Here is a 20,734-nt window from a genome sequence, read left to right as displayed (position 1 = left end):
TGCATTTGCAGCCCCTGCAAGAACGGTATAATGCACGGAGAGTATAGGTGATTACACGAGGACAAATACCTATTCGGCACGATAATCAATGGAATACTATAGGGATAAGCAATAGGGGAAGGGAGGAACGGGCTTGAGAATTGATCTGGGCAGCGGAAAACGGAAATTTAAACACTGCATAGGCATAGATCGGATTGCTTATCCCGATACGGATTTGGTGCATGACTTTAATCGTCCGCTTCCATTTGAAGATAACTCGGTGGAATTCGTGATGGCTTCGAATAGTCTGCAGTATGCCGATAATCTTCCATCCGTCTTAACGGAGCTTTACCGGGTATGCCGCCACAAGGCAATCGTTTGTATAGTGGCGCCCTATGCTCATGCAAGCTCTCATATGATTAACCCGCAGTTTAAACAATGGTTTAATGAGCATTCTCCGCGGTTCTGGACGCGCTCTTCCGAAACGGTTGTCGCTGGCGACGAGTATCTGCTATCGCAAAATAGCAGCTGGTCCTTGCTGGAGGAGGACTCGTTGCCGATGGACTTCAGGGTGCTGAGAATGGAATTTTTTTACTTCCCTGCCTTTCAAACCGGCTATGATCCATTCGAGTTGGCCTTGCTCCGGCAAACGCAGCTGAATGTCGCTCACCAGATCATGTATCATTTGTTAGTCGTCAAACAGCCGGTATCCATGGGAGAAATGCTTCTTTTAAGCGAGACTGGGCAGTTTGAGGAGCCGGACTACGTGAAAGCGCAAAGGATCGGATCCCCAAAAAACGAGGAAACGGAACGCCTGCTTTTCTCGGATCATATGGAGCCGGTTATACAATATCGGGATGCAAAATGTTCCCTGCCTCAGCAGCCTGCAAGAGGAAGCAAGCATCCGAATAGCCGAAAACCAAAAAACAAACGACAAGGGAATCTGCATAAAAAGCGTCGGTATTCTCCCAAAAGAGGCTAAGATACCTGCAAGTCATCTGCCCATAGGGCATAGTCCAGATCTCGGCTATCACATGTTGGCTTCAGTACAGCTTTAATGGCACGGTCGGAAGAACTCGAACCTTTCTAGGTGATTCAGAAAGGATAAAATGCGCTATCCTTATCTGAATCACCTCCGACAAAAACGCGATTCTGCGTCTAGAGGACGCCGAAGGCGTTTTGGCTTGCCACGCATTCAATGGCCCTTTACTCTGCCTCTTCTTCGATTTGAATGACGGCAGATGCCGTAACATCGCCCAGAACGGTACTTACTGTGACGCGCAGCGTATAATGCTTAAAAAGATTGTGAAGCGGTGCGGCAAGCCGGAAGCGGATCGTTTGCACTTCTCCGGGCGGGTTAACGCCGAGATCCATATCATCCAGCGTTTCCGCCAGATTGGGCTGTTTGCTGTCAACCAACGATTGGCGAACAAACTGGAATCCTATGGGAAGTTGAATGAACAGCCGCATTTCAATGGGCCTGTCGGCCCTATTTTGGATAATGATAGTGACCGATATCTCTTCTCCCGGAAGAACGTCTTCTGGCTCCACGATGATGTCGACAACCGGAGGTTGGGAGATGACTTCTGGGGCAGCTTCCTCTGGCTCCACGATAACCGGAGGCTGGGGGGTGACCTCTGGAGGAACCTCCTCTGGCTCCGAGACAACCGGAGGTTGGAGCGCGCCTCCCGGGGGAGCTCCCGGCTCCCCGTCGCCCGGAGGCTGTGGCGTGCCGCCTGGGGGAACTCCCGGCTCCCCGCCGCCCGGAGGCTGCGGCGTGCCGCCCGGAGGAGCTTCCGGCTCCCCGCCGCCCGGAGGCTGCGGCGTGCCGCCTGGAGGAGCTTCCGGCTCTCCGCCGCCCGGAGGCTGCGGCGTGCAGAATGCAGGCACGAACACCAAGGCGGGAGGGTAAGGCAGCGATCTTTCCGCATTCGCTTCTATCCAACTGACGGAGGCTTCGATATTAACCGGAATATCGGGCACGTTCTCGCCGCTTCGGGAGATGACGCCCGGATTCGGCGTCAGGTCATACGCGATAATCGTTTTGAAGAAGCGCCCCTCTTGCAGAGCGGCCTCCTCCGGAGCCCACAGGTCGCCGGCACGAAATACGATGTTATAATGATCCTCCTCCTCGGTCACACGGACAAGTCCGCTGCTCAAGTCGACAGGTTGAAATAGAACCGGACTATTCGGCGTGCGCACGAAGGCCACTTGGAGCGAATGACTATCCAGCGTGAAGGTGCCGTCATTCGGCTGAGAAGGGAGCTCAGTGGGGCGACGGGGAACCCTATCCGTGATAACGACATTGCCGAAAAAGCCTAACACTGCGTTGGTGACGGCAAGCATCTGGTCGCGAAGCGCATCTTGAGCGTTGGAGATCTCGAGGGGAACGATAAACGCTTGGCCGGAAGACGCCGTCGCATCCAAATATTCAGGCAGCAGAACCGAGTGGCCGATCCCGATCGTATCGATCCTAATTCCGTTGGCGCGGATCGCCTCCGAGGCGGCGATCATAAACCGCTTGGCTTCGTTGCTGGCGTAGATATTCCGGCTCGTTTGCTCATAATAATCGATAAGGCGGGTTTGCGGAATTTTATCGTCGGTGGCGAAGATCATCAGCTCCGTCTCGGAGTTGTCGAATGTGACCGTCTCGAGCTCGCGACCGACTAGACTTTGAGAGAAGAAGGCGTCTGTATATACCGGTTGCAACGGGGTACCCGTGCCCGATTGCGAGAATTGCCAAATGCCGTCGACCTTCTCGAAGAACGGGCTGTGCTGGTAATAATAATAATTGGCCGCAAATCCAATTCGCCCGTTCGACCAGTAATAGCCGTTCAACGTAATGTCGTTGAGCAGATTGGGCACGGCGGGAACGCGGGTCGCATTGTCGCTATTTCTTCCATCGAAGTTATGCCATTCACCGGCAAACGGATTGATCATAAGCGATTGAGTCGCAGCTGCAAAGAAAGCTTCGCTTCTTGCTAGCGCACGCAATTTGAGACCGACGGTTTGCAGCGGCGTGAAGGTCGCCGGGTCGAAGCTGTTCGGGTCGATTCCTTCCCGGATCAAATCCTCGTTCGTAACCGGCGCCCGAATACCGTTGGAGTCGGCAAAGAGTGCGTTCCCCTCTTGTACAAGTAACGCCGCGTTAATCCGGTCTGGAATATCGGCCTCGTTATAGTAGGCGTAAAATGTGGAGGATGCTGCGCTCTCTCCATCCGTCAGGAGAATGATCAACTTATGCGCTTCGCCCGGAACAGCTTCCAGCAGCTCGCCTGCCAAGAGAAAACCCGATTGAATGTTTGTATTGCTGTAACGGCTGATATTGTCGATCATCGTTTCAATTTCTGCCTCGGTCTGATAGAAAAAAGCGGTTTTGTCGGCCACGCTCCGAAAATTGTCCAGCGCCGTCGTCGCCTGCGACGGATTGTAGCTGTTGGCCCCAATATAATGATCTTGTACCGGCGCACCGCCGCCGGCTGGCAACGTTAAAGGAGCCGGATTGACTAAGCCGCTAAACCTTCCTTCGGCGTCAGCTTGCGTTACATGCACCCTAGCCCCGTTGCCAAACGTTACAAGGGCGATGTGCTTGTCGACCGAAGCATATTCTTCCGAAAAAATAATGTCCAAAAAGGAGTGAATCGCTTGAGCCGTCACCTGAAATCGCGTTGCCGTATTGTTGTTGACATCCTGTGTGCCCATCGACGAAGTCGCGTCAATAACGAACACCAAATATAAAGGCAAATCTGATGCTGTAAGGCTTCCTTCCGCTGAGAGCTCAACCCGGAATGTACAAGGGTTCTCCGGGCTGCTGCTCGCCTCCTTCCGAATGTTTAACGCCAAGTCACTCTCCCTCTTTCCGCTTATCATAAATACGGCGAAACCGAATTGCTGGGGGGCTAACGGGGTTTCATCAAAAGGCTTCCGCTTCAAGTCGAATTCTACTCCCATTATATGGTTGAAGTACGCGTCTCATGAGAGTCGCTGCAAATATCGCCCCGGCGTTCTGCAAGCTGTCTTGCAATTCGTACTCGAATCGTATATTATGGATATCGCAGGTCCGTAATAAGGTGGTTGTTGGAAGGGAGGAGGAGACTGTCGATGCTGGACGAGGCGTCCAAGCGCTGCGTTAATTAAGAGAACAAGATGAGCTGCGCTTTTTGCATTTTAATTATGGATATAATAGATCTGTGGAGGATGGATAAAACATGAACGAATCACTGCTCGATGTGGCGATTATCGGCGGCGGCCCGGCCGGCTTAAACGCCGCGCTTGTGCTGGGGAGAGCCCGGAAAAACGTGGCGGTCGTCGACGAAGGCCGCCCCCGCAACGCCGTCACTCGCGAGGCCCATGGCTTCCTTACCCGAGACGGAATAAGCCCAAGCGAATTTCGGCGAATTGCGAAGGAGCAGATTAGCGCCTATCCCTCCGTGTCGTTCGTGGCGGGTACGGCCGTGTCGATCGCAGGCTCGGACGGACATTTTCAAATTTCGACCGAGGAAGGAAGCGTCTTGACCAGCAAGAAGGTGCTGTTCGCCGCCGGGATGAAGGATCGGCCGCTGGACATTCCCGGTCTGGCGGAGGCGTACGGGAAGAGCGCCTTCGTATGTCCGTTTTGCGACGGCTGGGAATTGAGAGACGAGCCGCTTGTCGTTATTAATAGCGGAGCCGAACTGCTGCACTTCGCGCCGCTTATCGCCGGGTGGACGGACCGCTTTACGATTTGCACGAATGGCCCGGACGAGCTGACGGACGAGCAGCGCGAGGAGCTCCGCAGGCATCGGGTGCCGTTGTTCGACTCGCCGATACGGCGCATCGAATCCGACGACGGGATCGTGCGGCAGGTCGTGCTTGAAGACGGAACGACCGTTCCGTGCAGGGGGATCTTCTTTAAGCCGAAGCTGGTGCCCGGATCGGACTTGCCGCGAGCGATCGGATGCGAGATGTCGGAAACGGGAACGGTTGTTGTCGACGTTTTTGGAAAAACGAACGTTCCGGGCGTCTACAGCGCCGGGGATGCCGCATCGCGTATGCACCAGGCGATTGCTGCGGCCTCGATGGGATCGATAGCCGCGGCGACGATAACTGGCGAACTGAATGCAGAGGCGTGGCACATCGCCGGAGGGAAACGACCATGAGTCATTTTTTTAACGAAGCGGTGTGGGAGAAGGAATGGAAAGACCATGGAGAGAACGTTCGGAGAAAGATGAAAAAGGCCGGCATCGAACCCGCAAAAGCTTTTGATCATAAGGCGAAGTCGTTCAACGAGCAATCGTTCAGCGCAGAGGGAAGAAAACGGACCGCGCGGATTGTCAATTGGCTTGAAGATCAGGGGGTCCGCTTCGAAAACGCCTCCGTTCTGGACGTCGGCGCCGCCTCGGGCGTATTTACGGTGCCTTTTGTCGAGCGAGGGGCCCTCGTCACCGCCGTAGAGTCCTCCCTGCCTTTGGTCGAACTGCTGAAGGAAAACGTCGCCGAATACGGAGAAGACAAGGTGAGGATCGTTGCCGAGCCGTTTGATGCGATTGACGCGGAAGCCAGAGGCTGGAGCGATGCCTTCGATCTCGTCTTTGTTTCGATGTGCCCGGTCATTTTCGACTGGGAGAGCGTGGAAAAGGTGCTCCGCTGCGCAAGGCGATTTTGTTATATCAGCATGCCGGCGGGCTCCGCGGAAAATAGCCTGGCCCATGAAATCTGGCCGCTCGTGACGGGGAAGCCTTTCGCTGTCAAACCTATGGAATTCGAATATTTGCTTCATCTGCTGTATCTCAAAGGCTACTCTTACGGGTCGCTAATTACGCGGGAAGAGAAAACGACGGAAGTTCCCCACGAGGAGGCGCTGCAGGAGATAATGAGCTGGCTTCGCGGTCACGGTCTGCCGGCGGACGACCGGAATCGGAAAACGGTCGCGGACTATTTGAAGCGGGCGTATCCGTCCGGCAAGGCGGTCGTCCGGCAGGGGGGCCGTTACGGTAAAGTGCTGGTTCGGTTGCAGGACCAAAGCATGTATGCGAAAGATAATGGAGGGGTTGGCCTCCAAAGCGGATAGAGAGCTCGCATAACGAAGCGAAAGCCAGAGGCTTGGGCGCGTCGATCGGAGGCCAAAAAAGTGCCTCGGCGAGCCCAAGTCTGCGTGTCCGAGGCCAAGAAAGTGCCTTGACGTGCCCGAGTCGGCATGTCCAAGGCCAAGAAAGTGCCTTGGCGAGCCCAAGTCTGCGTGTCCGAGGCCAAGAAAGTGCCTTGACGTGCCCGAGTCGGCATGTCCAAGGCCAAGAAAGTGCCTCGGCGAGCCCAAGTCTGCGTGTCCGAGGCCAAGAAAGTGCCTTGACGTGCCCGAGTCTGCGTGTCCGAGGCCAAAAAAGTGCCTCGGCGAGCCCAAGTCTGCGTGTCCGAGGTCAAGAAAGTGCCTTGACGTGCCCGAGTCGGCATGTCCGAGGTCAAGAAAGTGCCTTGGCGCGACCTTTCTTTGAAAAGCTGTGCAGGCCTCGCAAATACTCGAAATGATTTGCATAGACGCCGCAGTCCCTTATTCGAGATTATATGTGATTTATTTCACATGAAAAATTCATCCGATCGGTTAAGCTTAAGGCGGGACAGGCAATGAACATTTCGCATAAGGAGTGAAGCGCATGCAAACATCTCGCAGAATCTATTGGCCTTCCGTGAACTTGATCGGACCGGGCTGCGTGAAGGAAATCGGAGCGGAAATCGGGAAGCTTGGTTTGGGGAAGGCGCTTCTGGTGACGGACAAGGTGTTGAACGAGGTCGGCGTCGTCAAGCGGGTAACGGACGTGCTGGACGCAAGCGGGATCGTGTACGCGATTTACGACGGAGTACAGCCGAACCCGACGACGCTTAACGTCGAGGAAGGGCTCGCCGCCTATCAGGCGGAAAAATGTGATTTTCTCATTTCCGTAGGGGGAGGCTCTCCGCAGGATGCCGCCAAGGCGATCGGCCTGCTGGCGACCAACGGCGGCAGCATCGCCGACTATGAGGGAATCGGCAAGTCCGCGAACAAGTCCGCTCCGATCATCGCCATCAATACGACGGCCGGAACGGCCTCAGAAGTGACGATCAATTATGTCATTACCGATGAGCGGCGGAAAATCAAAATGGTCATGGTTGACCCGAACTCGTTGGCCTGGATTGCGGTCAACGATCCGGAGTTGATGGTTCAAAAGCCGGCAGGGCTTACCGCCGCTACCGGTTTGGACGCCTTGACGCACGCGATTGAGTCCTATGTCGCCAAAGGAAGCTTCGAGCTGTCCGACACGTTGTCCCTGAAAGCGATCTCCCTGATTGCGTCGGCACTGCCCAAGGCGGTGGAGAACGGCCTGGACGTAGAGGCCCGATCGAGAATGGCTTGGGGCTCGTATATTGCCGGGCTGTCGTTCTCCAACGCCGGGCTCGGCATCGTTCACAGCTTGGCGCATCAGCTCGGTTCGGAATACGATCTGCCGCATGGCGTCGCCAATGCGATCTTGCTGCCTTATGTGATGGAGTTCAATTTGCCCTCCGCACCGGAGAAATTCGCCGATATCGCCGCGGCGATGGGCATGGACACGAGGAACGCCGCATCGGTCGACGAGGCCGCCCGGCTTGCGCTCCAGGCGGTGCGCGAGTTGTCGGCGAAGGTCGGCATCCCGCCTTTAAAAGCGACGAGCTTCCGGTTGGAGGACGCCGGACGGCTGGCGGAGCAGGCTCTGAAAGACGTCTGCACGGGCGGAAATCCGAGGGAGGTTACGGTCGAGCAACTGAAGGACATTTACGCCCGGGCCTATTACGAGCAGAGAGGCTAGCCTCATCGCCGCTTCTCGCCGACAACAGGCCATGTGAGATTAAAACTCGGCTGCTTATCGCAACAGGAAGCTAGTCAATTGGGGATGGCGAATCCCGGTTCACGACCCAACCGAGGTTGGCGAGCCGGCATGCAGCTATTCCGTTTTTTTTCTTGCAAGTTCCCTCCTAAGATCGTAACTCCAATCTTTCCGTACAATAGCCGGACAAATAAGCTTGCTCCCCCTTCGACTCATGTTAAAATAAAATCAACAGTTCCTGCACGGGCTGCGGATAGAGAAAGCATCATTTTAGCGAGCAGGCAGGGAGGCCGATACGATGCTGGTCAAGGGCCAGAAAGTCGATGTGACGAAGGGCAGGAACGTGAGCGAACTGGCCGTTTATTTCGGATGGCAATGCGAGAATGCGAGAATCTGCATCGATGCCGCCGGGTTCGTGCTGTCTGAACGGGGCAGATGCGAGCGCGACGAGCATTTCGTCTTCTACGGCAACCCTAACGCCTTCGGAGGCGCTATCGCTCACTCCGCAGCGGAGGAAAAAGACCGGGAGGCGATTCGGGTTTCGCTTCGCCACGTGCCGGAAGCCGTCGACAAAATCGCTATGACGGTGACGATCTACGAAGGCGAGAAGCATGGACAAACGATGCAGGACGTGTTCGGACTATACATAAGGCTCGTCGATGCGGCTGCGGGGGAGGAAATAGGCCGATTCGACTTCGGCTCCGACCTTGGGCATGAGACGGCCGTCGTAGCCGGAGAGCTGTACCGGTACCAAGGGGAATGGAAGTTCCGCGCGGTCGGGAGCGGCTTCTTCGGCGGACTGCGGTCGCTGTGCGAGAGTTTCGGTCTGGAAGTGCAAGAGGAGGGAGCCGCCGTTCCCGAGACAGCGGCCGTGTCCGAAACGCTGGCGCTGTCGTCCATCGATCTGCGCAAGAAAACGGTCGGAATGACGTTGGAAAAGAAGAAGTTGTCCGGCGTCGTCGCCAGAGTCGGCCTCGTGCTTGATATTACGGGATCCATGCGGAAATTGTACGGTAACGGCACCGTTCAGGAAGTCGTGGAACGGATGCTGGCGGTGGCGTGCCAGTTCGACGATAACGGAGCGCTGGACGTCTGGGTGTATGACCACGAATTCAGCAGATTGCCTCCGGTGACGGAGCGGGATTTCGGCGGCTACGTAGAAACCCGCATCCTGAACGATCCTGCGATCCACAAGTTCGGGAGAAACGACGAGCCGCAGGTCATGGAAGATGTGATCCGCAAATATGTGAAGGAAGAGCCGGAGTCTACGCCGGTATTCATTATTTTCATTAATGACGGCGGAGTGGTCAGGCCGACGAAGAGAACGCTCGCGGAGGCGGCCGTTCATCCGATCTTCTGGCAGTTCGTCGGAATCGGCGACTCCGACTTCGAAGTTCTGAGCCAGTTGGATACGCTGCCGGGCAGGGTTGTCGATAACGCCAATTTCTTTCATCTCGACGATATATCGGCCATTACGGACGAGCAGTTGTACGACAAGCTGCTGAACGAGTTTCCGTTATGGCTGCGCGAGGCGAAGGCCAAAGGAATTTTCCGCTGATGGCTTGTCCGGAGACGGCCGTGATGGACGGCGAGTCGTCCATCACGGCCGCCCCCGCCGCTTGCTGCAGATTACGATTCCGAGCGGCTGTCCGGGGCGCGATCGGCGACAACGTTCAAGACGACGCCGTGCTCCAGCAGCGCCTTAAGCGCGCACAGCACCATCGTAAAGCCGCCCATGGAGTCGATCGCTTCGGCGACGATCTCGTCGCCGTTCCCATTGAAATTGGAATTCTTAACGGTAACGAACGTCCCTTCTTCTTGAGGAACGAACGTCCACTCGACGGTGCTGGGGTTCGGAGCTCCCCATTCGATGACGATTCGTTCATTGGGCACGACCCGCTTGACCTCGACATCGGTGCCTACCCCGTACATTTCCCATTCCCAACGAATGCTTCTGCCTTCCTCCAGCCTGCCGCTGCTTTTCGTAAACCAGAACTTTGTCGTAACCGCCGGATCCGCGAACGCTTCGAATACTTGCTCGACCGGCTTTCTGATCAGCATTTGCGCGTGCGCCACGGGCGCGCGGGTGAGAGGGATCATCGCTTTGCTCCTTTTCGGACAAAATAGTTGAACGTACATCCATTATAGCGGACGTGCAGACGTCTTGCCTCCTCTTTTACTAGTGGTTACGGAGCATTGACGGCTGTCGGGCCGAATGCTACACTTTTCTTATCGATAAGATTATCGATAATAATATCGATAAAAATGAATGAGGGATGCATCATTCCGTTTCGACTGGACGAACGAGGAACTTCGCTGAGCGAGCAAGTGTATTTGGGTTTGCGCGAATCGATCGTCCGGGGGGAGCTCTCCCCGGGCTACCGGCTGCTCGTGCTGGAGGTCGCAAGCGCTCTGGGCGTCAGCCAGGCTCCGGTTCGGGAGGCGATGGAGCGGCTGAAGCAGGAAGGGCTGCTCGTCGGCAAGGCGAACAAGGGCTCCATCGTCGCCGAGATCAAGCAGGAGGAGATCGAAGAGCTCTATGCCCTGCGGGAACTGATCGAATGGGACGCGGTGCGCAGAACGATCCCTCGTCTAGAGAGCGCCGATTACGAACGGCTCAATGCGATCTACGAGGGAATGGTTAAAGCGGCTCACGAGGACGACCTGTTCCGGTTCATCGACCGGGATATGGAGTTTCACGAGTTTTTCTACGTGAAGTCGGGCAATCGGACGATTCTCCAGCTTTGGCGGCAGATTGCCCATAAGCTGAATCGGTTTTTGGCCGTTACGAACAAGCTGTATTTCCCGGATCTCCTCTCGATCGCCGTCGGCCACGAGCCGCTCATTGAAGTGCTCAGGACGGGGGACGAGGAGGAGATCCGGCGGCTCTACGTTCTTCACCTAAGAGAAGTATGGGGAAGGATGGATCGCAGCAAGCAAACCGAAGAACGACTCACAGGGAGGAAGGAACGATGACGCAACTACCGCGGCCGGAGGTCGTCACCTTCGGGGAGACGATGACGCTGCTCATGGGCGGACCGAAGGGGATCGAGCACAGCGACGGCATGAGCAAGTCGTTCGGCGGAGCCGAGAGCAACGTCGCGATCGGATTGGCTCGTCTCGGTCATCGCGTCGGCTGGTTCGGCCTGTTGGGAGACGACCCGATGGGCCGCCACATTCTGAAAGCGATTCGAGGAGAAGGAGTCGACGTGTCGAGAGCGGGGCTGACGGACGAAGCCCCGACGGGGCTCATGCTGCGGGAGCAGCTGGCGGGCAAAACGTCGGTCTATTATTACCGCAGGGGATCGGCCGCCAGCCGAATCCGGCCGGATCATCTGGACGCCGATTATATCGGTCAGGCCAAGTATCTGCATGTCACAGGCATTACGCCGGCTCTCGGCGCCAGCTGCGGAGATACGGTCCGGGAAGCGATCCGCATCGCGAAGTCGAGCGGAACGAAGGTGGTGTTCGACCCGAATTTGCGCTTGAAGCTGTGGGGGCTGGACGAAGCGAGGCGCACATTGCTTGAGCTGGCGGAGGAAGCCGACTATTTTCTGCCTGGCCTGGACGAGCTGAAGCTTCTGTACGATACGGAAGACTTCGACGAGATCGTCGCGCGGTTAAGAGGATTGAAAGCCCAAACGATCCTTAAGGGCGGCAACGAGGAGACTTATGTCGTCCGCCCGGACAAGGTTGAGGCTGTTCCTTATTTCCGGGCGAAGCATTTCGTCGATCCAATCGGAGCCGGAGACGGCTTCTGTGCCGGATTTCTGTCCGGGCTTCTGCGCGGCTTCGATCCGGTCGAGTCGGTGAGGCTCGGCAATCTGGTCGGCTCTCTTGTCGTCCAGATGGTCGGAGATTGGGAAGGCTTGCCGACACGGGCCGAGACGGACGCCGTGCTGAACAACGTGGCGCACGTCGAGCGTTAGGACTAACGATGATTCGGAAAGGCGGAGGAAACAGATGAAGAAGCTGCAAACGATTCAGCATATTGTCGAGCACGGCGTCGTCGCCGTGCTGAGGGGAAAGGACGCCAACGAAGTGGCGGAGATGGCGGAACAGGCGATCGCGGGCGGCATTAAAGCGATCGAAGTGACGATGACGGTGCCTTCGGCTTTGAAGGCGATCGAGAAGCTGGCGGCGAAGTACTCCAGCACGACGAGCGATCCGGGCAAGTTTGCGATCATCGGCGTCGGCACGGTGCTCGACCCGGAGACGGCGCGGGCCGCCATTCTGAGCGGCTCCGAGTTCGTCGTCGGCCCGTCGCTTAACGCTGCGACCGTCGCGCTGTGCAATCGATACCGGATCCCGGTCATGCCCGGCGTCATGACGATCAAGGAGATCCAGGAGGCGCTGGAGCTGGGCGTCGATATCGTCAAGCTGTTCCCGAGCACGACGCCGTCGGCGATCAAGGCGATCAAAGGCCCGCTGCCGCAAGCGAACATCATGCCGACCGGCGGAGTGACGCTGGACAATGTCGGCGATTGGATCTCGGCGGGAGCGGTTGCCGTCGGCATCGGCTCCGATCTGACGAACGAAGCGGTGAAGAAGGGCGATCTGAGCCTCGTAGCCGCCCGTGCCGCCCAGTATGTGCAGGCGTTTAAGGCGGCCAAGGGCCGGTAAGCGGCCCGCCCGGCGTTCATGACCGTCGAGCCGTCCTGCCGCTCATGGAAAATGTTGGTTTTTGCTTTGATTTTTTCGCCCAATTTCGCTATGATGAGAGAGTGACGACAAAAACGACTCTTAATGAAGCGGGGGGTGTCCATAGGATGGATATCGTGGAGCAAATCGACAAAATCAATCGGCAGTTGACCGTTAACGGATATAAGCTGACGCCGCAGCGCGAGATTACTCTGAAGGTGCTGCTGGAGAACGAGAGCGATCACTTAAGCGCGGAAGATGTGTTCATGCTGGTGCGACAGAAGTTTCCGGAGATCGGTCTGGCTACGGTATACCGGACTTTGGAGCTGCTCGCGGAATTGCAGATCGTGCAGAAGATGAACTTCGGAGACGGAGTGGCTCGCTTCGACCTCCGCCAGGAGGGGCACGATCATATGCATCATCATCTGGTGTGCAGAGTATGCGGAGCGCTGGAGGAGATTCAGGACGACTGGCTGCACGAGCTGGAACAGCGCGTCGCGAACGAATACGGCTTTAAGGTGACCGATCATCGCCTTGATTTTATGGGCGTCTATCATACCTGCAAAAACAACAGCAAAGCGTGCAAGAAGACGGGAAAAGCCGTTTCCTGAGCCGCGAACGCAACCTGCCGACCGCTATTCCAGCGAATCGGCAGGTTTTTTAGTGATTCGGAAATTATAAAATTCGCTATCCTGATCTGAATCCCCTCCGAAAAAAACGCGATTCCGCGTCTAGAGGACGCCGAAGGCGATTTGGCTAGTTGGGCAATTTTTACAGAGAAAGTGTGCTTGATTACAAACAAAAGTGCCGGATTGTTACGTTGTGAGGATTCTGAAAGCGCTTTAGAATGAACTTGAAAATCAAACAAGGGAGGACATCGGGATGAGAAAAAAATGGGCAGGCGTGACGGCGGTGCTGCTTGCGGCCAGCGTGATCGCTGCAGGATGCGGCTCGAGCGGCCAAGGTCAAGAGGGAGGAAAGTCCGATTCCCTTACGCTTTATTACTCGCATGCGGCGGACTGGTCCGATCCGATCGTGAAGGAGTTTCAGGAGAAGACCGGCATTACGGTCAATCTTGTCGGCGCAGGAACGGGAGAGCTGATCGCCAGAATCCGGGCAGAGAAAGACAATCCGTTGGGCGATGTGCTGTGGGGAGGCTTCGTGGACGGGTACGCGGTCGTGGAAGATCTGCTGGAGCCGTACAGGAGCACGGAGCTCGACAGTCTGATTCCCGAAGCGAAAAGCCCGAACAACACGTGGTACGGCTTTAATCTGGAGCCGATGGTCATCATCTACAATCCGAAGCTGGTGAAGGAGGAAGAGGCGCCGAAGAGCTGGGAGGATCTGACCGATCCGAAGTGGAAAGGCAAAATCGCGCACGCCGATCCGGTCAAGTCGGGCTCCTCGTTTACGGCAGTCGTGAACATGATTTTGTCCAAGCCTGACCGCGAGCAGGGGATGGATCTGATCAAGCGGTTCGTCGACAATCTGGACGGCAAGCTGATCAGCAGCTCCTCCGGCACGTTCAAGGGCGTCTCCGACGGCGAATACAGCGTAGGCGTCACCTACGAGCAAGGGGCATTGAAGTATGTCGAATCCGGAGCGGATCTGGAGATCGTCTATCCGTCCGACGGGAATACGCTGCTGACGTCCGGCCTCGGCATTGTCAAAGGCGCGAAAAACATGGAGAACGCTCAGAAGTTCGTTGATTTCCTGCTCAGCAAGGAGGTTCAATCCCATATCGGAGATATCTACCGCCGTACGGTGCGGACGGATCTTCAGGAACCGAAGGGCATGGTTCCGCTGGACCAGCTCGTGAAAGTCGAATACGACATGGACTGGGCGATTGAGAACAAAGAGATGATTACGAAGAAGTGGAAGGAATTCATCGTCGGAGGCCAATAAGCCAATAAGCAGCAAGCGGAATCGAGGGGCCGGGCTCCGGAAGGAATTCCGGAGTCCGCTTCCCCCAACGAGACAGGAGTGATCAGATGAGCCACAGCGTAACTTTCCGCAATCTGACCAAGAAATATGGTGACAATACGGCGGTCAACGGCATCGACTTTTCGATCCAGGAGGGCGAGTTTTTCACGATACTCGGCCCGTCGGGCTGCGGCAAAACGACGCTGCTCCGCATGATCGCCGGCTTCAATTCCATCGAGAATGGGCAGATTTTGTTCGACGACCGGGTCATGAACGACATCCCGGCTTATCAGCGAAATATCGGGATGGTGTTCCAGAACTACGCCATCTTTCCACATATGACGATTCACAAAAACGTCGCTTACGGTCTGAAGGCCCGCAAGCTCCCGAAAACGGAGATCGCTGCCAGAGTAAGCGAAATGCTGAAGCTGATGCATATCGAGCAGTATCGCGACCGCGATCCTTCCCAGCTCAGCGGCGGCCAGCAGCAGAGGGTCGCGTTGGCGCGAGCGCTCGTCATTCATCCGACGATTCTGCTTATGGACGAGCCGCTGAGCAATCTGGATGCGAAGCTAAGAATCGACATGCGAACCGCGATCAAAAAAATTCAGAAGGAATTGAACATTACGACCATCTACGTAACCCACGACCAAGAGGAAGCGCTGGCAATGTCGGATCGGATCGCGGTCATGAATTCGGGCGTCGTCGAGCAGATCGGCACGCCGCAGGACATCTATTCGAAGCCGGCAACGGCTTTCGTGGCCGGCTTCATCGGAACGACGAACTTCCTGGACGGAGAGTTGACCGAATCCGGAGTTCCCCCGGCCTCCGATGCTTCGGGACCGGGAGCGTCTGCCGCCGTAAGCGTGCCGGGATTTGGCGCGATCCCCGTGAGCGGGCGGCCCGCGTATGCCGGCAGCGTTCGTCTGGCCATCCGTCCGGAGGATATTCATCTGACCGAAACGCACGGCGGCGATGCGGAAGGCCGCATATCGCTCGTGACGTTCCTGGGGGATTACATCAGTTATGAGGTCGAGCTGGGGGGCGGGCAGTTGGTCGAAGTGAACGAATACGCGAAGGATACCGATGTGCTGCGAGCCGTCGGCGACCGGGTCGGAATACGCTTCAATACGGCCAAGCTCCACCTCTATCGTCCGGATACCGGGGAGGCGATTCGATGAGCAGTCCGGCGATCGATCCGACGGCGGTGCCGGGGGCGGTGCGCAGAAGCTGGCGAAGGCCTTCGTTCTGGATCGTCGTCAGCGTCGCGCTGCTGGCGCTGATGATCGTTTTCCTCGTCTATCCGTTCTCCTCGTTGTTTCTGAAAAGCTTGTACCACCCGGAGACGAACCGGCTCAGCTTCGTGAATTTCTACGACTTTTTCACGACGCCCTATTACTTCAATACGCTTAAGCACAGCTTGACGGTGTCGGCGCTGACGACAGTGCTGGCGACGCTGATCGGCGTCCCGCTCGCCTACATGATGACGAGATTTAACGTATGGGGGAAATCCGTCATTAATATTATGATCGTGCTGAGCCTGCTGTCTCCGCCGTTCATCGGGGCGTATTCGTGGATTTTGCTGCTTGGGCGCAACGGATTCATTACGAATCTGTTCGAGAAAATCGGCATCGTGCTTCCGACGATTTACGGGTTTCACGGCATGCTGCTCGTTTTTACGCTGAAGCTGTTTCCGTTCGTCTACATGTACGTATCCGGAGCGCTCTCCAATATGGACAGCTCGCTCGAGGAAGCGGCCGAAAATCTCGGCATGTCCCGCATTCGCAAGCTGTTGACGCTGACGTTCCCGGTCATCCTGCCTTCGATCAGCGCCGGCGCGATTGTCGTTTTTATGACCTCGCTCGCCGATTTCGGCACGCCGCTGCTTATCGCCGAAGGCTACAAGGTGCTGCCCGTCGTCGTCTACGAAGAGTTCATGAGCGACATCGGGGGCGACGTTTATCTGGCCAGCACGCTGAGCACGGTCATCGTCCTGTGCGCGCTGCTCGTGCTGTTCGTTCAGAAATATATCGTCTCTCGCAAAAACTACCGCATGAGCGCCCTTCGCCCCCCTGCGGTGCAGAGGCTGAAGCTCGGCAAGCGCTCGCTGCTGACGGCGATCGCCTTCGCGGTATCTTTGCTCGCGGTTACGCCGCAGATTGTCGTGTTCGTCACCTCGTTCATCAAGACGAGAGGGCCGTTGTTCGTCAGCGGCTTCAGCCTTGACAGCTATAAGGCGATCGGATTTAAGCTGTCGAAAAATATCGTCAATACGTTTTATTTCGCCAGCATCGCCATCGTCATCATGATCGTCATCGGCCTGCTGCTGAGCTACGTCGTCGTCCGCAGAAGGTCGCTGCTGTCGTCGCTGCTCGATTCGCTGGCGATGTTCCCGTACGTGATTCCCGGCTCCGTCCTCGGGATCGGCCTAATTACAGCGTTCAACAAGGCGCCGCTGATTCTGACCGGCACGGTGACGATCATCGTCGTATCCTATATTATCCGCAAGCTGCCATTTATTCTCCGGTCGAGCACGGCAATTTTGTATCAGATCGATCCAAGCATCGAGGAGGCGTCGATCAGTCTCGGCGTTCCGCCGATGCGCACATTCTTCAAGACAACTGCGGTGCTGATGCTGCCCGGCTTGTTCTCCGGCGCAATTCTCAGCTGGGTTCAGACGATCAACGAGCTCAGCTCCACCCTGATCCTGTTCTCCGGAAGGACGGGGACGATCTCGGTCGCGATATTTACGGAGATTTTCAAGGACAGCTTCGGTACGGCGGCCGCGCTCGCGTCGATCCTTTCGGTGGCGACGGTTGTCTCGCTCGTCATCTTTAACAAGTTTTCCGGCGGCAGAAGCGTTATGATGTAAAGGGTCCCTGTTCAAGGGGCGAAATGGAGAATAGAAGCGGGCAACGGAGGGAGAGAACGAACGATGGAACAGCTGCTGGAAAAGACGATCGCCTGCGTGAGAGCGGCCGGCGAGATCGTTCGCGGCGGGAGCAGGGAGCTGAGCGTCGAGGAAAAAGGGTTCGCCAACTATGTCACGAATATCGATCTGGCCGTTCAAAGCGCGCTAAACCGGGCATTACGCGAGCTGGAGCCGGAAGCGGAGTTCATCTCCGAAGAGAACGAGACGAACGAGTATGCGACGCGAAAGGCGAAATGGATTCTCGATCCGATCGACGGTACGACTAATCTGATTCACGGCTATCCGCACGTGGCGATATCGGTCGCATACGTCGGGCCGGATCGCCGGTTCGGCATCGTCTACAATCCGTTTAACGACGAGCTGTTCACTGCGCTGTCCGATTCCGGGGCGTGGCTGAACGGCGAACGGCTCTCCGTATCGCGGAACGATGAAGCGCAAGCCTGCATCTTCGGGTTCGGATTTCCTTACGACAGGAAGGTTTCCGCGCCGACGATGTTCCGGGCGGCGGAGAAAGTATTCTCGGCCTGCCAGGATCTGAAGCGCAAGGGTCCGGCTTCTCTGGATTTGGCCTACGTGGCGGCAGGTCGGATTGACGGTTATTTCGAACTCGACCTGAACGTCTGGGATGTGGCGGCCGGGCTGATCTTGCTGGAGGAGGCCGGAGGCCGGGCGACGGATTGGGAGGGCAAGCCGATTCAGAGCGCGATGGCTCGCATCGATTTGATCGCGACGAACGGTCTCGTTCACGAGGAACTGAGAGCGCTGGTCCGATCGGCCGGGTAGGCTCTCCTCGGAGACTGCCATTCGTTGGCGGTTGCGCGGTTTCTTGAATATACGTTATTCTCATTAGAAGAAAGCGGACGTTCACGCGCAACCGACAGCTCTGAATCGCCGAAGGAGACATCCGCATGCGGAACTCGGTAAGCTTCTATAACAAATTGCTTATATTTTTCATCCTGGTCGGCGTCATCCCGCTGCTCATCATTGGCTCGATGACGTACGGCTTCTCGAAACGCTTCTTTCTCGACCAGTATCGACAACAGCTCCACGACAAGGTAGCCGGAGCCGCCGAGAGGTTCGATGCACTCTCGGAGGAGTACAGCGGCATGATGAGCACGATCGGCGAGCTGCCGGAGGTGCGCCAGGCGCTGCTTCGGGGGAATGCCGAGCTGAAGAAAAATGTCGAACAGCGTGCATCTGCTGCTGGCAGGCAAGAAAAACAAAGCGGCCTTATATTTGATCCGTGCCGACGGCAGCGTCCACTATTCCACTCGGGAGCTGCCGTCGATCTACAACCCTGTCAAGTATCGCGGATGGGGCATCTTCCGCACCGCTCACGAGAGTGAAGGCGAGATTCGCGTCTATCCGCACGCTTACGAGAGCGAGACGGGAAACAAGGTTGTGCTTAGTCTCGTACAAACGCTGCATTCGGCCTCCGGCGAGCTGCTGGGCTATCTGATCGTCGATTTCCCGCGCTCGCTGATTGCCGATATCGTAAGCGCTTACGATGCGCCCTTCGCTATGGATTTCGTCGTGCTGGACAAGCATGCTTACACGGTCATTCATACGAAGCAGCCTGAACGGGAAGGAACGCTGGAGCGGAACCTCGAAGGGATCGGCACCGGGAATCTGCTGCAGTTCGAAGTCTCGGAGAAGATGGGGTTGTCCGTATTCGGCTATTCTCCCGACGCGATCGTAGAGCAAAGCATGGGCTATATTCAAGGTTTATTCGCCGCGGCAGCGGCGATTAGTCTCGTCATCTGCCTCTGGTGCGCTTATAAGCTCTCGAAATATGTGTCCAGACCGATCTTCGAGCTCGCGCACGCGATGAAGCGCATCTCGATGGGAGATTTGTCGGTTCGGATCGACTCCCGGCGCGTCGACGAGTTCGGTATCGTGGCCAGCGGCTTTAATGCGATGGCGACGCAGATCAAAGATTTGATCGCCAGCGCCAAGGACGAGCAGCGGCGGCTTCGCGTCGCGGAGATGAAGGCGCTGCAGGCGCAGCTTAATCCCCATTTTATCTACAACACGCTCGATCTGATCAAATGGAACGCGAAGATGAACCGGACGAAAGAAATCAGCGGCATCGTCGTACAGCTCGCTCGGCTGCTTAGAGGCATGATTCACGTGGAAGACGAGGTGACGACGCTGGGCTCGGAGATGGAGCTGATCAAGCATTATCTGTACATCCAGCGCATTCGTTTCGCGGACCGGCTGCATGTGAACGTAGGCATCGACGACGACGCTATGGACGCCGAGATCCCCCGCCTGCTCCTCCATCCCCTCGTCGAGAACGCTGTCGTTCACGGCTTCGAGAATCAGATTGGCAACGTGGATTTGAGCATCGTCTGCAGGAGGCGCGGAGACGAGCTTGAAGTGGAGATCAAGGACAACGGGATCGGGATGAACGAAGAGACGCTGGCGGCCATTCGCGGCTGGACGCATCAAGGCGGCATCGGAATCAGCAACGTGCATAATCGGATTCGCCTCTATTACGGGGAAGCCTACGGGCTCGACATTGAAAGCGAATCCGGCGTCGGCACGCGGGTAGCGCTGCGGATTCCTTACCGGCCGAAGGAGGAGACGGCATGATCAAAATTATCGTTATCGAGGACGAGCATCTGCTGCGCAAAGGTCTGGTCATGACGACGCCGTGGCAAGACTACGGCTGCGAGGTCATCGGCGAAGTCGGAGACGGGCTGGAGGGGGTCAGGCTGATCGACAAGCTTCGGCCCGATATTGTCATTACCGATATCCGAATGCCGGGCTTGGACGGAATCGAGATGATGAGAAGGAGTCGGGAGACGAGCGATACGGAGTTCATTCTGATTACCGGCTTCAGCGATTTCAAATATGCCAAGGCGGCCGTCGATCTGGGCGCGCAAGGCTTCATTCTGAAGCCGATCGACGACGAAGAGCTGGACGCCGTGCTGACGAAGACGGTCGAGGCGGTCTGCAGAAAGCGGGAATACGATCTGGCGCTTCGAGAACGTTCGGCGGATCACATCGGGCTGCACGGGAAGCTGGCGTACGGCGCCAAGCCGAACGACCGGTACTTGTCGGAGGCGATCGCCTATATCGAAGCGAACGTGGAGAGAAATTTTTCCCTGAAGAACATTGCGGACCATCTGCATATTAGCGAAAGCTATCTAAGCAAGCTGTTTAAGAGCAAAACGTCCTATACGTTTCTCGAATATTGCACCAATTACCGGATTAAGAAAGCGGCTGAGCTGCTAATGGACGAACGGAACAAAGTGTACGAGATCGCCGACAAGGTCGGATATCCCGACTCCCGTTACTTCAGTACGCTGTTCAAAAAGCAGATCGGTCTGACCCCTACGGAGTTCCGCCAATATTATCTTCCGGAAGCCGAAGGGACCCCGCCGGGAGCAAGCCGCTAGTCCGCCGGGCATTGCGACGGCGGAAGAGCTCGAATCTC

The 20,734-nt window shown here is 56.5% G+C and carries 18 protein-coding genes and 1 pseudogene; 17 read left to right on the top strand and 2 right to left on the bottom strand.

Annotated features, from left to right (window positions below; genetic code table 11):
- The first annotated feature begins 133 nt into the window (after nucleotides 1-133).
- Nucleotides 134-961, top strand: coding sequence for a methyltransferase domain-containing protein (locus ACFO3S_RS00545; RefSeq protein ID WP_378091118.1), 828 nt, complete (start codon nucleotides 134-136; stop codon nucleotides 959-961).
- Between the two features lie 224 nt (nucleotides 962-1,185).
- Here ACFO3S_RS00545 and ACFO3S_RS00540 read toward each other — a convergent pair whose 3' ends face one another.
- A complete protein-coding gene (locus ACFO3S_RS00540) occupies nucleotides 1,186-3,912 on the bottom strand; it encodes a vWA domain-containing protein (RefSeq protein WP_378091116.1) in 2,727 nt (908 codons plus the stop codon).
- A gap of 275 nt (nucleotides 3,913-4,187) precedes the next feature.
- Here ACFO3S_RS00540 and ACFO3S_RS00535 point away from each other — a divergent pair, with 275 nt between their 5' ends.
- The 5 genes and pseudogenes from ACFO3S_RS00535 to ACFO3S_RS00515 all read left to right on the top strand — a co-directional run bounded on the left by ACFO3S_RS00535 (nucleotide 4,188) and on the right by ACFO3S_RS00515 (nucleotide 9,354).
- Complete coding sequence (locus ACFO3S_RS00535; protein WP_378091114.1) at nucleotides 4,188-5,117, top strand: NAD(P)/FAD-dependent oxidoreductase; 930 nt, start codon at nucleotides 4,188-4,190, stop codon at nucleotides 5,115-5,117.
- Nucleotides 5,114-6,028, top strand: a complete 915-nt coding sequence (locus tag ACFO3S_RS00530) for a class I SAM-dependent methyltransferase (RefSeq protein WP_378091112.1) — start codon at nucleotides 5,114-5,116, stop codon at nucleotides 6,026-6,028. Before ACFO3S_RS00535 ends, ACFO3S_RS00530 begins: the two co-directional genes overlap by 4 nt.
- A gap of 580 nt (nucleotides 6,029-6,608) precedes the next feature.
- Nucleotides 6,609-7,778, top strand: a complete 1,170-nt coding sequence (locus tag ACFO3S_RS00525) for an iron-containing alcohol dehydrogenase (RefSeq protein WP_378091110.1) — start codon at nucleotides 6,609-6,611, stop codon at nucleotides 7,776-7,778.
- A gap of 316 nt (nucleotides 7,779-8,094) precedes the next feature.
- A pseudogene (locus ACFO3S_RS00520) lies at nucleotides 8,095-8,607 on the top strand (TerD family protein); the annotation flags it as partial.
- A 114-nt stretch (nucleotides 8,608-8,721) separates the two neighbouring features.
- Nucleotides 8,722-9,354 (top strand): vWA domain-containing protein, encoded by a 633-nt coding sequence (locus ACFO3S_RS00515; RefSeq protein ID WP_378092218.1) that lies wholly within the window; start codon nucleotides 8,722-8,724, stop codon nucleotides 9,352-9,354.
- A 71-nt stretch (nucleotides 9,355-9,425) separates the two neighbouring features.
- Here ACFO3S_RS00515 and ACFO3S_RS00510 read toward each other — a convergent pair whose 3' ends face one another.
- A complete protein-coding gene (locus ACFO3S_RS00510; RefSeq protein ID WP_378091108.1) occupies nucleotides 9,426-9,896 on the bottom strand; it encodes an SRPBCC family protein in 471 nt (156 codons plus the stop codon).
- 165 nt (nucleotides 9,897-10,061) lie between these two features.
- Between ACFO3S_RS00510 and ACFO3S_RS00505 the strand changes: the two genes are divergently transcribed.
- The 11 genes from ACFO3S_RS00505 to ACFO3S_RS00455 all read left to right on the top strand — a co-directional run bounded on the left by ACFO3S_RS00505 (nucleotide 10,062) and on the right by ACFO3S_RS00455 (nucleotide 20,696).
- Entirely contained in the window at nucleotides 10,062-10,772 is a 711-nt protein-coding gene (locus ACFO3S_RS00505) for a GntR family transcriptional regulator (RefSeq protein ID WP_378091105.1), read from the top strand.
- Complete coding sequence (locus ACFO3S_RS00500; RefSeq protein WP_378091103.1) at nucleotides 10,769-11,725, top strand: sugar kinase; 957 nt, start codon at nucleotides 10,769-10,771, stop codon at nucleotides 11,723-11,725. Before ACFO3S_RS00505 ends, ACFO3S_RS00500 begins: the two co-directional genes overlap by 4 nt.
- A gap of 34 nt (nucleotides 11,726-11,759) precedes the next feature.
- Complete coding sequence (locus ACFO3S_RS00495; protein WP_378091101.1) at nucleotides 11,760-12,419, top strand: bifunctional 2-keto-4-hydroxyglutarate aldolase/2-keto-3-deoxy-6-phosphogluconate aldolase; 660 nt, start codon at nucleotides 11,760-11,762, stop codon at nucleotides 12,417-12,419.
- Nucleotides 12,420-12,565: 146 nt separating this feature from the next.
- The gene (gene fur / locus ACFO3S_RS00490) at nucleotides 12,566-13,048 is read left to right on the top strand and encodes a ferric iron uptake transcriptional regulator (RefSeq protein ID WP_378091099.1); all 483 of its coding nucleotides are present in this window, start codon (nucleotides 12,566-12,568) and stop codon (nucleotides 13,046-13,048) included.
- A 271-nt stretch (nucleotides 13,049-13,319) separates the two neighbouring features.
- Entirely contained in the window at nucleotides 13,320-14,342 is a 1,023-nt protein-coding gene (locus tag ACFO3S_RS00485) for an ABC transporter substrate-binding protein (RefSeq protein WP_378091097.1), read from the top strand.
- A gap of 86 nt (nucleotides 14,343-14,428) precedes the next feature.
- On the top strand, nucleotides 14,429-15,541 hold the full coding sequence (locus ACFO3S_RS00480) for an ABC transporter ATP-binding protein (RefSeq protein WP_378091095.1): 1,113 nt from the start codon (nucleotides 14,429-14,431) through the stop codon (nucleotides 15,539-15,541).
- Nucleotides 15,538-17,232 (top strand): ABC transporter permease, encoded by a 1,695-nt coding sequence (locus ACFO3S_RS00475; RefSeq protein ID WP_378091092.1) that lies wholly within the window; start codon nucleotides 15,538-15,540, stop codon nucleotides 17,230-17,232. The genes ACFO3S_RS00480 and ACFO3S_RS00475 overlap by 4 nt, the downstream gene beginning before the upstream one ends.
- Before the next feature lie 63 nt (nucleotides 17,233-17,295).
- Complete coding sequence (locus ACFO3S_RS00470) at nucleotides 17,296-18,075, top strand: inositol monophosphatase family protein (RefSeq protein ID WP_378091090.1); 780 nt, start codon at nucleotides 17,296-17,298, stop codon at nucleotides 18,073-18,075.
- Nucleotides 18,076-18,200: 125 nt separating this feature from the next.
- Nucleotides 18,201-18,638 (top strand): hypothetical protein, encoded by a 438-nt coding sequence (locus ACFO3S_RS00465; RefSeq protein WP_378091088.1) that lies wholly within the window; start codon nucleotides 18,201-18,203, stop codon nucleotides 18,636-18,638.
- Between the two features lie 175 nt (nucleotides 18,639-18,813).
- Complete coding sequence (locus ACFO3S_RS00460) at nucleotides 18,814-19,887, top strand: sensor histidine kinase (protein WP_378092216.1); 1,074 nt, start codon at nucleotides 18,814-18,816, stop codon at nucleotides 19,885-19,887.
- Nucleotides 19,884-20,696 carry a response regulator transcription factor gene (locus tag ACFO3S_RS00455; RefSeq protein WP_378091086.1) on the top strand — a complete coding sequence of 271 codons (813 nt, stop codon included), beginning with the start codon at nucleotides 19,884-19,886 and terminating at the stop codon, nucleotides 20,694-20,696. Before ACFO3S_RS00460 ends, ACFO3S_RS00455 begins: the two co-directional genes overlap by 4 nt.
- Nucleotides 20,697-20,734: the final 38 nt, after the last annotated feature.

The organism is Cohnella hongkongensis, assembly GCF_042654645.1.
Lineage (GTDB): Bacteria > Bacillota > Bacilli > Paenibacillales > Paenibacillaceae > Cohnella > Cohnella hongkongensis.
Note: the sequence above shows the minus strand (reverse complement) of the source record. Positions and strands in the feature narration are given on the sequence as shown.